Raw genomic sequence first — 12,970 nt, forward strand, 5'->3', positions numbered from 1 at the left:
CCCGCCGGGACGTTCCCGGCGGGCCTTCGCCTGTTCCGGAACGGAAGGTTGGCGGGGAGCCCGGGGCGGCACAGCGGGCGGGTCCCGCGCCGGCGGCGATGCCACACTGAGGGCATGAGAGATGGCGAACTGGGCGCGTTTCTCCGTGCCCGCCGCGAGGCCCTCAGCCCCGCCGATGTCGGCCTGCCGGCGGGCTCGCGGCGCCGCACCCCCGGTCTGCGCCGCGCGGAGTTGGCGATGCTGGCCGGCGTCAGCGTGGAGTACCTGGCCCGGCTGGAACAGGGCAGGGACCGCCGTCCGTCCCCCTCGTTGCTGGCCGCGCTGGCCGACGCGCTGCGGTTGGGCAAGGCGGACGTCGACCACCTCAACAACCTCGCCACCATCAGCAACGGGCCCGAGCTGTGCCGGCACGCGCGGCGCACCGCCCGTACCGTTCGCCCCGAGACGCGGGCGATCCTCGCCCAGCTCGAACCCAACCCCTGCTATGTGGTCAACCACCTCGCGGACGTGCTGGCCTGGACCGACGGCTATGCGCGGCTGATGCGCCCGCTGGGCCTCTTCGAGACCGAAGCGCCCAACCTGGCGTGGTTCACCTTCGCCGAGGAGCGCGCCCGCGCCGCGCACCCGGACTGGGCCGAGCTGGCCGACCAGCAGGTGGCCGCCCTGCACGAGCTGCGCTGGGGCGATCCGGCCGTCGACGATCTCGCGGCGGCGCTGACCAGCGCGGCGGGCGAGGAGTTCTCCCGCCGCTGGGAGACGCGCCCGCTGGGGAGCCCGCGCTCCGGCGTGCGCGCCCTGGAGCATCCCGAGATCGGCGCGCTACGGCTGAACTTCGAGACGCTCGAAGCGAGCGACGACGACCAGCGGTTGGTGGTGATGCTCCCCGCCGACCGGTCCACCGCCGCCCGACTGCGTGATCTGAACGAGGGCGAACGGGGGGCAGGTTCCGCCGACGGGCTTCGTCCGGTCGGCACCGGTCAGGCGGCCGGGTAGGGCTCGGCGGCCCTGGCCCGCGTCAACGTGGCCGCCCACCAGGCCAGTTGGTCCAGCAGCCGGGTGGCGGCCGGCCCCGCCTCCGGGTCGGTGGGCTGACCCGACTCGTCGAACCCCTCCCAGTACCTGGGGAAGGTCACGGTGTCCCGAGCGGTCACCGTGTGCATCTCGGCGAACACCTGGCGCAGTTGCTCGATCGCGAGGACGCCGCCGTAGGTGGCGCCGTAGGAGACGAAGCCGACGGGCTTGGCGGTCCACTGGGTGTAGTGCCAGTCGATCGCGGCCTTGAGCGAGGCCGGAAAGCTGTGGTTGTACTCCGGTGTGACCACCAGATAGGCGTCGGCCTCCTGGAGCGCCGCCGTCAACGGCGCCATCCCGGCCGGCCTGGGGTACTGGTCCTCGGCGACGGCCGCCGGCGGCAGTTCGCCGAGCGCCAGCGGCAGTTCCGTCTCCGCCAGATCGATCACCTTCACCGCGAACCGGCCGTGCGCCTTGGCCTGTTCCTCCGCCCACCGGGCGACCACGGGGCCGAACCGGCCCTCCCTGACGCTTCCGACGATCACGGCGAGTTTGAGGGTACTGCTCGACATCGCTGCGGACTCCCGTCCATCCTTGACGCGGCACGACATCCGGTGTCGCACCGCCTGATCAGCGAGTCTGTGGTCGTCGGCGACCCGGAGGAAGGCCGCGCGAAGACGGGCACACCGACAGGGCCACCCTCCGGCCCGGCACCGGCGACGCTCGGTGTCGGCGACGCTCAGTGCCGGCGACGCTCAGTGTCGGCGACGCTCAGTGCCCGTGGTAGCGGTGCACCACGGCGTGGCCCTTGCCGCGGGCGATCAGCCGACGGTTGACCGGGGCCGTGATGACGAAGGCGACCACGAAGGCCAACGCCAGCGACCACCAGAAGAGCCCGTCGGAGAGATGCGCGTCCATCGCGCCGGGAAGCAGCAACAGGACGGCGTTGTCGACGACTTCCATGGTGGTGATGGAGAGGGTGTCGGCGGCCAGCGCCACCCCCAGGGCCGCCTTGAACGCCAACCCGACCCGGACCACGGCGAAAAGGGTCATCGAGTAGCCGAAGACGAACGCCAGGGCGATGGCCAGGACCATGGTGGGCGCGGCGTGCCAGGCCAGCGCGGTGCCGATGGCCATGCCCAACACCTCGCCGATGGCGCAGCCGGTGAGGCAGTGCGCCGTGGCGCGGACGGCCGGGGCCCATCCGCCGCTCTCCGCCCCGTGCGGGTGGTCGTCTCCCATGGGCCCGGACCATACCCCCCGGGGGGTATGGGGCCGCCCGGTGACCCACCGCCGTCCGGGTCGGTTCCCCGCGCTCCGGTCGGAGGAGGGCGAGGGACCGCGCGCCGCCCTCCGGCGCCCCCGTGGCCACCTGGGCGAGATCCCACCCGGCGCCTGTCATACCCTTGAGGGGTATGAGCGCGCCCCGGGCGCGCCCAGGCTTGACATATACCCCCCTGGGGTATTCCATGGGCGATGTGCCGACCGCCAGGGCGACGGCGCGACCGCAGGCAAGTCCAGTGAGCAGCGGCGGAACAGCGGCTGAGCAGCAGCGACAGGAGATCGAGAAGATGAGCACCTCCACCGGAGCGACGACCGTCACCGTCTACACCGTCAAGGGCATGACCTGCGGGCACTGCGTCAGCGCGGTCAGCGCCGAGCTCGGCGAGCTCGCCGGCGTCAGCGAGGTCGGCGTCGACCTGGCCGAGGGCCTGGTCACGGTCACCAGCGAGGGCCCGCTGGCGGAGGAGTCGGTGGCGGCGGCCGTCGACGAGGCCGGCTACGAGCTGGTCCGCCCCGCGCCGAGCGCGCTGCCGACCGCCGACGCCGAGCAGGGCGGCGGCTGCTGCGGAGGCGGCGGCTGCCACTGAGAGGGAACGCCGCCGGTTCGCGCCGCGAGCCGGCGGCGGGCCCACCGTCCAGAGTCAGCGTCCGACCCCGGGGAAGCAGAGCGATGAACACCGCCATCAAGGTCGGCGCCTTCGGGGCCGGCATCACCCTTACCTTCGGCGCCGCGTTCGGCGTCGGCCATCTGGTGGGCCCGGTGGGCTCCGATCCCGAGCCGGCCGCGCACGGCGCCCACGGCGACGGCGACGACGGCGCGTCCGAGGAGCGTGGGGAGGGGGCCGGCGAGCGGGGAGCCCCCGGTGGCCTACAGATCTCCGAGCGCGGCTACACCCTGGCCCCCGACCAGGCCCCGCTCCCCGCCGGCGAGCGCACGGACTTCACGTTCCGGATCCTCGGCCCGGACGGCGCCCCGCTGACCGACTACGAGGAGGCGCACGACAAGGAACTACACCTGATCGTGGTCCGCCGGGACCTCTCAGGGTTCCAGCATGTGCACCCCGAGCTGAGCGCCGACGGCACCTGGAGCGTCCCGCTCACCTTCGAACAGGCCGGGGAGCACCGGGTGTTCGCCGACTTCACACCGGCGGACGACCCCGCCGGCGGGCTCACCCTCGGCGCCGACGTCGCCGTCACGGGGCCCTACGAGCCGCGGGCGCTGCCGGCCGCCGAGCGCACCGCCTCCGTCGACGGCTACAGCGTCACCCTCGGCGGCGAGATCGAGGCCGGCGCCGAGAGCGAGCTGACGCTCACCGTCGCGGACGAGAACGGCGAGCCCGTCACGGATCTGGAGCCGTATCTCGGCGCCTACGGCCATCTGGTGGCGCTCCGCGCCGGGGACCTCGGCTATCTGCACGTCCATCCGCAGGGCGAGCCGGGGGACGGGGTCACCCCGGCCGGTCCCGGGATCACCTTCCACACCGAGGTGCCGAGCGCGGGAACATACCGGCTGTATCTGGACTTCCAACACCGGGGCGAGGTGCGGACCGCCGAGTTCACGGTGCGGGTCGGCGACACCGCCCCCGCCGCCCCCGAGGAGCCCGGAGACCACCGGCACTGACGGCAGGGCGCCCGCGCCCCCGTCGACCATCCAGGCGAACTCAGGCAGAAGCGAAGGGAACCAGAACCATGAGCACCGGGACCACGGCCCCCGAGGACACCAGCCAGGTGGAGCTGTCGATCGGCGGAATGACCTGCGCCGCCTGCGCCAACCGCGTCGAACGCCGGCTCAACAAGCTGGCGGGCGTGACCGCCACGGTCAACTACGCCACCGAGAAGGCCAGGGTCGACTTCGCCGACGGGGTCACGGTGGACGATCTGATCGCCCAGGTCGAGGCCACCGGCTACACCGCGGAACCACCGCCCCCACCACCCGACCCCGACCGGCCCCCCGGCCCGGCGGAGACGGCGGACGGGGCCGCGGCCTCCGCCGAGGACGGCCGGACGCGCGCGCTGCGCGACCGGCTGACGATCTCCGCCGTGCTGACCGTGCCGGTGATCGCCATGGCGATGGTCCCGGCCTGGCAGTTCACCAACTGGCAGTGGATCTCGCTGGCCCTCGCCTGGCCCGTGGTGATCTGGGGCGCCTGGCCGTTCCACCGGGCCGCCTGGACCAACCTCAGGCACGGCGCGTCCACCATGGACACGTTGGTGTCGATGGGCACCCTGGCCGCCCTCGGCTGGTCCCTCTACGCGCTGCTCTTCGGCACGGCCGGCGAGGCCGGCATGACCCATCCGTTCCAGTTCACCATCGAACGCACCGACGGCTCCGCCAACATCTACCTGGAGGCCGCGGCCGGCGTCACCACGTTCATCCTGGCCGGCCGCTACTTCGAGGCCCGGGCCAAACGGCGTTCGGGGGCCGCGCTGCGCGCCCTGCTGGAGCTGGGCGCACGGGACGTAGGGGTGCTGCGCGGTGGGCGTGAGGAGCGCATCCCGGTTGAGCGGCTGGTCGTGGGCGACACCTTCGTCGTCCGTCCCGGCGAGAAGATCGCCACCGATGGGGAGGTGATCGAGGGCTCGTCGGCGGTGGACGCCTCGATGCTCACCGGGGAGTCAGTGCCCGTCGAGGTCGCCGTGGGCGACACCGTGACCGGCGCCACCGTCAACGCCGGTGGCCGACTGGTGGTGCGCGCCACCCGGATCGGCGCCGACACCCAACTCGCCAGGATGGCCAGGCTCGTCGAGGACGCGCAGAACGGCAAGGCGCGGGTGCAGCGGCTCGCCGACCGGATCTCCGGCGTCTTCGTCCCCGCGGTGATCGCGCTGGCCGCGGCGACCCTCGGCTTCTGGTGGGGCACGGGCGGCGGTCTCTCCGCCGCGTTCACCGCCGCGGTCGCCGTACTGATCATCGCCTGCCCCTGCGCCCTCGGCCTGGCCACACCGACCGCGCTGCTGGTCGGCACCGGGCGCGGCGCCCAGCTCGGCATCCTGATCAAGGGCCCCGAGGTGCTGGAGTCGACCCGCCGGGTGGACACCATCGTGCTGGACAAGACCGGCACGGTCACCGAGGGCCGGATGACGCTGCTGGCGGTGCGGCCGGCGGAGGGGGAGGAGGAGAACGAGGTGCTCCGGCTGGCCGGCGTGGTGGAGAACGCCTCCGAGCACCCGATCGCCCGGGCCATCGCCGAGGCCGCGACGGAGCGGGTGGGCGCGCTGCCCGCGCCCGAGGACTTCGCCAATGTCGAGGGACTCGGCGTGCGGGGCGGCGTCGACGGGCACGCCGTGCTGGTGGGCCGGCCGCGCCTGCTCGCCGACCGGGGCCTGACGCTGCCCGCCGAGGTGGCGCGGGCCCTGGCCGAGGCGGAGGCCGAGGGGCGCACCGCCGTGGTGGTCGCCTGGGACGGCGCGGCGCGTGGCGTGCTGGTGGTGGCCGACGCGATCAAGCCGACCTCGGCGGAGGCGATCGAGCGGTTCCGCGCGCTGGGGCTCACCCCCATGCTGCTGACCGGGGACAACGCGGTCGTCGCCGCATCGGTGGCGCGGCGGGTGGGCATCGAGGACGACCGGGTGATCGCCGAGGTGCTGCCCGCCGACAAGGCCGATGTGATCGCCCGGCTGCGGAGCGAGGGCCGGACCGTGGCCATGGTCGGGGACGGCGTCAACGACGCGGCGGCCCTGGCCACGGCGGACCTGGGGCTGGCCATGGGCACCGGCACCGATGTCGCCATCGAGGCGGCGGACCTGACCCTCGTCTCCGGGGACCTGCGGGCCGCCGGCGACGCGATCCGACTGGCGCGGCGCACCCTGAGCACCATCAAGGGCAACCTCTTCTGGGCCTTCGCCTACAACGTCGCCGCGCTGCCGCTGGCCGCCGCCGGCCTGCTCAACCCGATGCTGGCCGGGGCCGCGATGGCCTTCAGCTCCGTCTTCGTGGTCAGCAACAGCCTTCGGCTGCGGCGCTTCCACGCCACCAGGGCGGCCTGAGCCGACGCGGCGCCGGCAGCCGCCGGCAGCCACGGGAGCCGCCCCGGACCGCCGGGGCGGCTCCCGCTAGCTGCCCCCGGCGGCGATGTCACCCCACAAGCCGGCGGCGCCAGTCCAACGAAGGGACGGCGATGGCCCGGCCAGGATCGCCGTTCCAGTCCGTTGAGAGGCCGAGCTCGCCGAGCGCGGCGACCACCTCGCGGCCGACGGCAACCGTCGTCTCCTCGGCGCCGTCGAACCCGCCGTAGTGCAGCGTCAGGCCGTAGCCGGCGGCGGCCGAGTCGGTGGACTGGTGGTGGAAGAAGACAAAGCCCCGCGCGTCCGGCTCGCCCGCCCCGCCTATCTCCGCGACCCCACAGCCACGGCAGCAGGTGAAGTGCTCCCTGGCCGTGATCCCCGCCTCGCTGAGCGCGTCGAACGCCCGGGTGATCCGCTCCGGATCCGTCTCGCCCACCCAAGCGGCCTGCTCGGCGACCCGCTCCAGCCACATCCGATCCACCAACTGGCGGGCCTGCTCCCTGGAGACGGGCCGCCGCTCGGCCGTGACCAGGAACTCCTCGGCCGCCTCCACCAGCTCAGCCCGCGTCGCGTAGCCACCGACCAGCAGCTCGCGCATCCTCTCCAGCAGCGCCTTCTCGTCCTTCTCCGCCAGCTCCAGCGGCGGGGGCGGCTGGGGAACGGGCAGCCCGACCGGCTCCCAGACCAGCCCCGCGTCCCAGCCGGGCTCCTGGCGCGCCCAGCCGACCACCGCCTCGATCACCCGTTCCACCGCGTCCAGCCGCACGGCGAAGTGCCGCTCGGGACCGCCGTCGCGGTACTCCAGGGTGTAGTCCGCACCCGTCTCATGCCACAGCTGGACGAAGGACTCCGGCAGATCCGGCACCCGGCACACGACGAGGAACCTGTCCCCCGCGCCACCGACCCGCCGCACCAGCGCGGCCAACTCATCGACGGATGGGCGGACGTGCCGCTCCTGGCGCTCCGTCAGCACCGTGATCCCCAGCATGGTCACACCTTGCCACGAGGCACTGACAACGAGCCCCTCGACCACCGGCCCAGGGCCTCCACCCCGGGGCCGGCCGTGTCAGAGAGCGCCCATGTCCGAACTGAACCAGCGCTCGGGCCGCATCCGCACCACCACCGAGAGACCGTGCTCGGCGAGGGCGAACGCGACATAGCCGTCCACCTTCTCCGGCGGCAGATAGCGGGCCGAGACCTCGCGCAGATCGGCCTCCGTGCCGTCCACCACGCTCGTCACCGGGCCCTCGACGGAGACATAGCGAACCGTGGGCTCCACCCGCTCCACCAGCAGGGTGAACCTGCCCGCCTCGGTGAGCAGACGGTGCTTCAGGGAGTCACGCCCCGTCAGGACCCAGACCTCGCCGCCCGGTTCGTACCGATACCAGACGGGGACCGTCAACGGAGCGCGGTCGGCGCGGCCCGAGGCCACGGAGAACGCCGCGATATGCGGCTCGGCCAGAAAGCTCTCGCGCTCCTGGGGAGTGAGTGGCATGCGCCTGGTTCCCTTTCTCATGGTTCTTGTGGTTCCGATGGCCCTCATGACCCTGATGGTCCCGACGCGCCCACGCACCGCGCTCCTGGCCGGGGTGGGCCCGCCGCGCCCCCCGTGGACACGACGGACCCCGCCGAACGGAACGGCGACACCCGCTCAACTCGGCTGGCACCGGCCGCTGTTCCCCATCGTCCGACGACCGCACAGGACCGGACACGGCCGTCGACGGGATCAGCGGGCCGCTTTTCCAAGCGACCGGCCCAGCCTGCCATCCGCCACTGACAACCGCGCGACACCGCGCCCTCGCGCTGCGCCGCCCGGGCGCCCGTCGTAGCCTCGACCCGTGAGCCATACCGGACAGAACCTCTCATATCTCCGGCCGGGGCCGGGGGTCGGTCTGCTCTGCGGCGCGGTCGCCGGCGCCGCCGGCACCACCGCGCTCAACGCCGTCAGCTATCTGGACATGGTGCTGCGCGGACGCGCGTCAAGCGACACCCCGAGCGAGACCGTCGAACGCCTCTCCGAGGTCAGCCGGGTGCCGGTGCCTGGTCACGGCGCGGCGCGCGCCAACCGTGTCACCGGGCTCGGGCCGCTCCTCGGCCTCGCGACCGGCGTCGGCGTGGGTGCGGCGCTCGGGCTCGGCCGCGCGGCCGGCTGGCGGCCGGGGCCGCTGCTCGGCGGAACGGCCGCCGCCCTGGGCGCCCTGGTCGCGGCGAACGCGCCGATGGCCGTGTTGGGGGTGAGCGACCCCCGCACCTGGTCGGCGAAGGACTGGCTGAGCGACCTGCTCCCGCACGCCGCCTACGGCGCGGCCACGGGTTGGGCGCTCGCCGCGCTGGCCCCGAGCGGTCGCGCCCCGATCCGTCCGCGCTGAGGCCCGCCGGGCCCCGGCCTGTTGGCCGACGGGTGGGGGTAGGGGGTTTCCGACGCCTTCGAGGTGAACCAGAATGGCTGGTTCCTGATCGACAAAAGCGCCGGAGGGGCACTTATGGCACATGAGGTACGCGGTGTGATCGCACCCGGCAAGAACGAGCCGGTTCGGGTGGAGACGATCCTGGTGCCCGATCCCGGCCCGGGCGAGGCCCTGGTCCGAGTGAGCACCTGCGGGGTGTGCCACACCGACCTGCACTACAAGCAGGGCGGCATCAACGACGACTTCCCCTTCCTGCTGGGGCACGAGGCGGCCGGCGTGGTGGAGTCCGTCGGGGAGGGCGTGACGGAGGTCGCGCCGGGCGACTTCGTGGTGCTCAACTGGCGTGCGGTGTGCGGGCAGTGTCGGGCCTGTCTGCGCGGCCGTCCGCAGTACTGCTTCAACACCCACAACGCCGAGCAGTCCATGACGCTGGCCGACGGCACGCCGCTCAGCCCGGCGCTCGGCATCGGCGCGTTCGCCGAGTTGACGCTGGTGGCGGCCGGTCAGTGCACCAAGGTCGACCCCGCCGCCTCGCCGGCCGCCGCCGGGCTGCTCGGCTGTGGCGTGATGGCCGGTATCGGCGCGGCGATCAACACCGGCGGGGTCGGCCGGGGGGACAGCGTCGCCGTGATCGGCTGCGGCGGCGTGGGCGACGCGGCGATCATGGGCGCCCGGCTGGCGGGCGCGGCCAAGGTGATCGCGGTGGACATCGACGAGCGCAAGCTGGCCACCGCGCTGCGCCTCGGCGCCACCCACACGGTGCACTCGGGAGAGAAGGACCCGGTCACCGCGATCCGCGAGCTGACGGGGGGCTTCGGCGCCGATGTGGTGATCGAGGCGGTCGGCCGCCCGGAGACCTACGAACAGGCCTTCTACGCACGGGATCTGGCGGGCACGGTGGTCCTGGTCGGGGTGCCGACCCCGGAGATGCGGATCGACCTCCCGCTGCTGGACGTCTTCGGCCGGGGCGGGGCGCTGAAGTCCTCCTGGTACGGCGACTGCCTGCCGTCGCGGGACTTCCCGATGTTGATCGATCTCTATCAACAGGGCCGACTCGATCTGGACGCCTTCGTTAGCGAAACGATCAACCTCGACCAGGTCGAGGAGGCTTTCGACCGTATGCATGCGGGCGAGGTCCTCCGCTCGGTGGTGGTCCTGTGAGCGGCGGCGTCCGCGTCGAACGGGTTGTCACCGCAGGTGTCTTCGAGCTTGACGGCGGCAGCTGGGAGGTGGAGAACAACGTCTGGCTCGTCGGCGACGACAGCGAGGTGCTGGTGGTGGACGCGGCCCATGACGCCGACGCCATCGCCGAGGCCGTGGGCGACCGCACGCTGCGGGCGATCGTCTCCACCCACGCGCACAACGACCATGTCAACGCCGCACCGGAACTGGCCCGTCGCACCGGCGCCCCCATCCTGCTGCACCCGGGGGATCTGCCGCTCTGGGAGGCCACCCACCCGGACCGCGCGCCGGACGGCGAACTCGCCGACGGGCAGACCCTGGTGATCGGCGCCACGGAGCTGACGGTGCTGCACACGCCGGGGCACGCGCCCGGCGCGATCTGTCTGTACGCGCCGGCGCTCGGCACGGTCTTCTCCGGAGACACGCTCTTCCAGGGTGGCCCGGGTGCCACCGGACGCTCGTTCTCCGACTTCCCCACCATCGTCGACTCGATCAGGGAGCGGCTCCTCACCCTCCCGCACGGCACCGTGGTGCGCCCCGGCCACGGCGACAGCACCACCGTCGGCGAGGAGGCACCACACCTCCCGGAGTGGATCGCCCGAGGCCACTGACCCCGGCCCCCGCCCCGCCGGCGCCCGCCCCGGTACGCATAGGCTCACGCCAAGGCGTACCGGGGCGGAGGGGGAGATCGGCGTGGCGGAGCACGACCTCGCGGGAGACGAGGCCCGGCCCGGTCCTGGCGCGGACCGGGTGCGGCTGCCCGCCACCCTGCTGAACGCGCTGCTGCGCGACGTCGACCCCGCGTCGCCCGTCGTCCGGCTGGCCCTGCGCCAGGCGCGCCAACTGCCCCCGGGACCGGACCGGACGTCCCTGCTGGCCGCCCTGTTGGCAGGACCGTGCGCGACCACCGCGCCCGACTGGCTGCTGACCGCTGCGGCGACGGCCGAACCGCCCCACGCCGACCCGCGGCTGACGCTCGTCGCCCTCTCCCATCCGGACTGCCCGCCCGACACCAGGGAGGCCGCCCTCCGGGGAAGCGCGGACCAACACCTGGGCGCCCTCGCGCACGCCGGCGCGCCCGAATCCCTGCGCGCCGGCGTGGTGGCCGAGCTGCGCCGGCGCCTGCCCCAGCGTCCGCCGGCCCCCATCACCCCCGAGGCGCTGGACCGACCCGACGCCGCCCAGCTGCTGCTCCGTTCCACCGATCTCGCCGACGAGGTCTTCGACGCCGCGATCCCGCTGCTGCCAGGACCGCCGGCACAGCTGACCGAGGGGGAGGAGCTGCGCGACTGGGTGGCCAGGCACGGCGCGGCGCTCGCCGCCTGGCGGACCATGTGGCGCCGCGTGCTGACGGCCCACCCCGCCCGCTACGCCCGGCTGTTGACGCTGCTCGACGACGAGCAGGCCGAGACGGTCGTGCACCAGCTGCTGCTGGGCGCGCTGCCCTGGACGGTCGACCCCGAGCTGTTGGTCGCCCTGGCCGAGGACGATCTGGAACGGTTCGCCGGCGCCGCCCTCACCACCAGGATCTGTCAGCTCCTGTTGGCCGGCCACTCCTCCGACGAGACGACGGCGCTGGTCGCCGACGACCTCGACGCGCTGCCCGCGAGGGACCGCCGGCTGCCGCTCGCCTACCTCGGGGAGTTCGGCGCGACCCCGGAGCGCGGGCTCCGCACGGCCTCCGACTGGGTCGCCCGCGCGGTGACCGAACGCTGGGGCCCGCTGCTGACCGCCGAGGACTCCCACACCTGGCGCACCCCGCCCGAAACGCGCGCCGCCCTGCGGGAGCGCTTCGCGCTGACCGCGCTCCGGGCGCTCGAACTCTGGCGCCCACGCCCCGACTTCCCCCTCTGCCGACCGGAACAGATCGACTGGCTGCGCACCCTGGCCCGCGAACTCCCCCCGCTGCGCGGCGCGTTGCGGGAGCGCGCCACCGACCTGCTGGCGGACGCGGAGCGCGGGCGCCGACACCGCCGCCTCCGCAGGGGCGCCTATCCGGTCGCCGAGGACCGCGCCTTCGACCAGTCGCTCACCGAGCTGAGGGAGCTGCTCGGCGTGGGCTGGCGCGGTCTCCCACAGGACCCTTCGCTGACCGAACTCGCCTTCCAACCGGCCGGGGTCCTGAGCGAGTTGGTGCGCGACGGCGCCCCCGACGCGCTGGTCGAACGGCTACTGCTGGGCCACGCCGTGCGCGGCTACCGCTCGGGGCCCGCCTTCGCCGAGCTGCTGGCGACGCATTCGGCGCCCACCGAGGCGCTGCGCCGGCTCACCGAGGAGCTGCCCGATCATCTGGGCGACCACCCGGGGGCCGAGGAGACCTGGGCCAAGGCGGTGCTGGCGTCCGGCACCGGCGATGCCAGGACGATCAGGGCGCTGCCGGCGCTCGCGGCACTCCGCGCGCCGGCGCCCGAGCCCGGCGCGGCGGGGCCGACCGTCCTCTCGGTGATCACCGAGGCGCTGGGCGACGACGCCGACGCCTGGCACCGCTTCGCCACCGGCCCGCTGCGCGCTCCCGGCGGGCTCCGCCTGGGCACGGCGCTCGACCTCGCGGGACCCGATCGCGCCCCTTGAGACCGGCTCGACTCCGATGCGGCGCGATAACGTTTTGCCTCCCGATTCGGCATCGCCCGTGCTAGGCTGGGCGGCGTTGCAGTCATGTTACCCATGAACGTTTTATGCGCCTGGCGGGATATGGCCCGCAGGCGCGTTTTTTGTGCCGGCCATTTCCAGACGGGCTCATTGCGGCGACAATTCAGCTCCACAAAGTGTGGGGCTGGCATTGAATTCAGCAGGAGAAAAGGTATGGCTTCCGGAACCGTCAAGTGGTTCAACTCGGAAAAGGGCTACGGCTTCATTCAGCAGGACGGCGGCGGCGCTGACGTCTTCGCGCACTACTCCAACATCGCCGCCCAGGGCTTCCGCGAGCTCCAGGAAGGCCAGCGGGTCGAGTTCGACGTGACCCAGGGCCAGAAGGGCCCGCAGGCGGAGAACATCTCCCCCATCGCCTGACCTGGGGAGACACCGTTCGGCCGGGGGCGCGCCCAGCGTGGCGCGTCCCCGGCCGAACGCGTTCGCGCGCC

Annotated in this window: 12 protein-coding genes and 1 pseudogene; 9 read left to right on the forward strand and 4 right to left on the reverse strand. The window is 73.5% G+C overall.

Translation table 11 applies throughout. The annotated features are described in order from the left end of the window. The first annotated feature begins 114 nt into the window (after positions 1–114). Positions 115–993 carry a helix-turn-helix domain-containing protein gene (locus K4G22_RS14085; protein ID WP_228080582.1) on the forward strand — a complete coding sequence of 293 codons (879 nt, stop codon included), beginning with the start codon at positions 115–117 and terminating at the stop codon, positions 991–993. Here K4G22_RS14085 and K4G22_RS14090 read toward each other — a convergent pair. Together K4G22_RS14090 and K4G22_RS14095 are read right to left on the reverse strand one after the other, a co-directional pair. Next, complete coding sequence (locus tag K4G22_RS14090; protein ID WP_228080583.1) at positions 978–1,583, reverse strand: NADPH-dependent FMN reductase; 606 nt, start codon at positions 1,581–1,583, stop codon at positions 978–980. The two genes, K4G22_RS14085 and K4G22_RS14090, sit on opposite strands and share 16 nt — an antisense overlap. A 199-nt stretch (positions 1,584–1,782) precedes the next feature. Further along, on the reverse strand, positions 1,783–2,253 hold the full coding sequence (locus K4G22_RS14095; RefSeq protein WP_228080584.1) for a DUF4396 domain-containing protein: 471 nt from the start codon (positions 2,251–2,253) through the stop codon (positions 1,783–1,785). Positions 2,254–2,480: 227 nt separating this feature from the next. Here K4G22_RS14095 and K4G22_RS14100 point away from each other — a divergent pair. The 3 genes and pseudogenes from K4G22_RS14100 to K4G22_RS14110 all read left to right on the forward strand — a co-directional run. Beyond that, a pseudogene (locus tag K4G22_RS14100) lies at positions 2,481–2,804 on the forward strand (heavy-metal-associated domain-containing protein); the annotation flags it as partial. A gap of 161 nt (positions 2,805–2,965) precedes the next feature. Further along, a complete protein-coding gene (locus K4G22_RS14105; protein WP_228080586.1) occupies positions 2,966–3,916 on the forward strand; it encodes a hypothetical protein in 951 nt (316 codons plus the stop codon). Between the two features lie 68 nt (positions 3,917–3,984). Next, positions 3,985–6,282, forward strand: a complete 2,298-nt coding sequence (locus K4G22_RS14110; protein WP_228080587.1) for a heavy metal translocating P-type ATPase — start codon at positions 3,985–3,987, stop codon at positions 6,280–6,282. An 88-nt stretch (positions 6,283–6,370) separates the two neighbouring features. On the opposite strand, the gene K4G22_RS14115 is transcribed toward K4G22_RS14110, so the two are convergent. After that, positions 6,371–7,288: a DUF6891 domain-containing protein gene (locus tag K4G22_RS14115; RefSeq protein ID WP_228080588.1), complete on the reverse strand. Its 918-nt coding sequence runs from the start codon at positions 7,286–7,288 to the stop codon at positions 6,371–6,373. A 78-nt stretch (positions 7,289–7,366) separates the two neighbouring features. Then, positions 7,367–7,795 (reverse strand): pyridoxamine 5'-phosphate oxidase family protein, encoded by a 429-nt coding sequence (locus tag K4G22_RS14120; RefSeq protein WP_228080589.1) that lies wholly within the window; start codon positions 7,793–7,795, stop codon positions 7,367–7,369. A 343-nt stretch (positions 7,796–8,138) separates the two neighbouring features. Here K4G22_RS14120 and K4G22_RS14125 point away from each other — a divergent pair, with 343 nt between their 5' ends. From K4G22_RS14125 to K4G22_RS14145, 5 genes are all read left to right on the forward strand, one after another. After that, on the forward strand, positions 8,139–8,669 hold the full coding sequence (locus K4G22_RS14125; RefSeq protein ID WP_228080590.1) for a hypothetical protein: 531 nt from the start codon (positions 8,139–8,141) through the stop codon (positions 8,667–8,669). Positions 8,670–8,783: 114 nt separating this feature from the next. Next, positions 8,784–9,869: an S-(hydroxymethyl)mycothiol dehydrogenase gene (locus K4G22_RS14130; RefSeq protein WP_228080591.1), complete on the forward strand. Its 1,086-nt coding sequence runs from the start codon at positions 8,784–8,786 to the stop codon at positions 9,867–9,869. After that, entirely contained in the window at positions 9,866–10,501 is a 636-nt protein-coding gene (locus K4G22_RS14135) for an MBL fold metallo-hydrolase (protein ID WP_228080592.1), read from the forward strand. The genes K4G22_RS14130 and K4G22_RS14135 overlap by 4 nt, the downstream gene beginning before the upstream one ends. An 82-nt stretch (positions 10,502–10,583) precedes the next feature. Next, a complete protein-coding gene (locus tag K4G22_RS14140; protein ID WP_228080593.1) occupies positions 10,584–12,461 on the forward strand; it encodes a hypothetical protein in 1,878 nt (625 codons plus the stop codon). A 231-nt stretch (positions 12,462–12,692) separates the two neighbouring features. Then, positions 12,693–12,899: a cold-shock protein gene (locus K4G22_RS14145; RefSeq protein WP_228080594.1), complete on the forward strand. Its 207-nt coding sequence runs from the start codon at positions 12,693–12,695 to the stop codon at positions 12,897–12,899. Positions 12,900–12,970: the final 71 nt, after the last annotated feature.

Origin of the sequence: Streptomyces profundus, from assembly GCF_020740535.1 — a bacterium.
Lineage (GTDB): Bacteria > Actinomycetota > Actinomycetes > Streptomycetales > Streptomycetaceae > Streptomyces > Streptomyces profundus.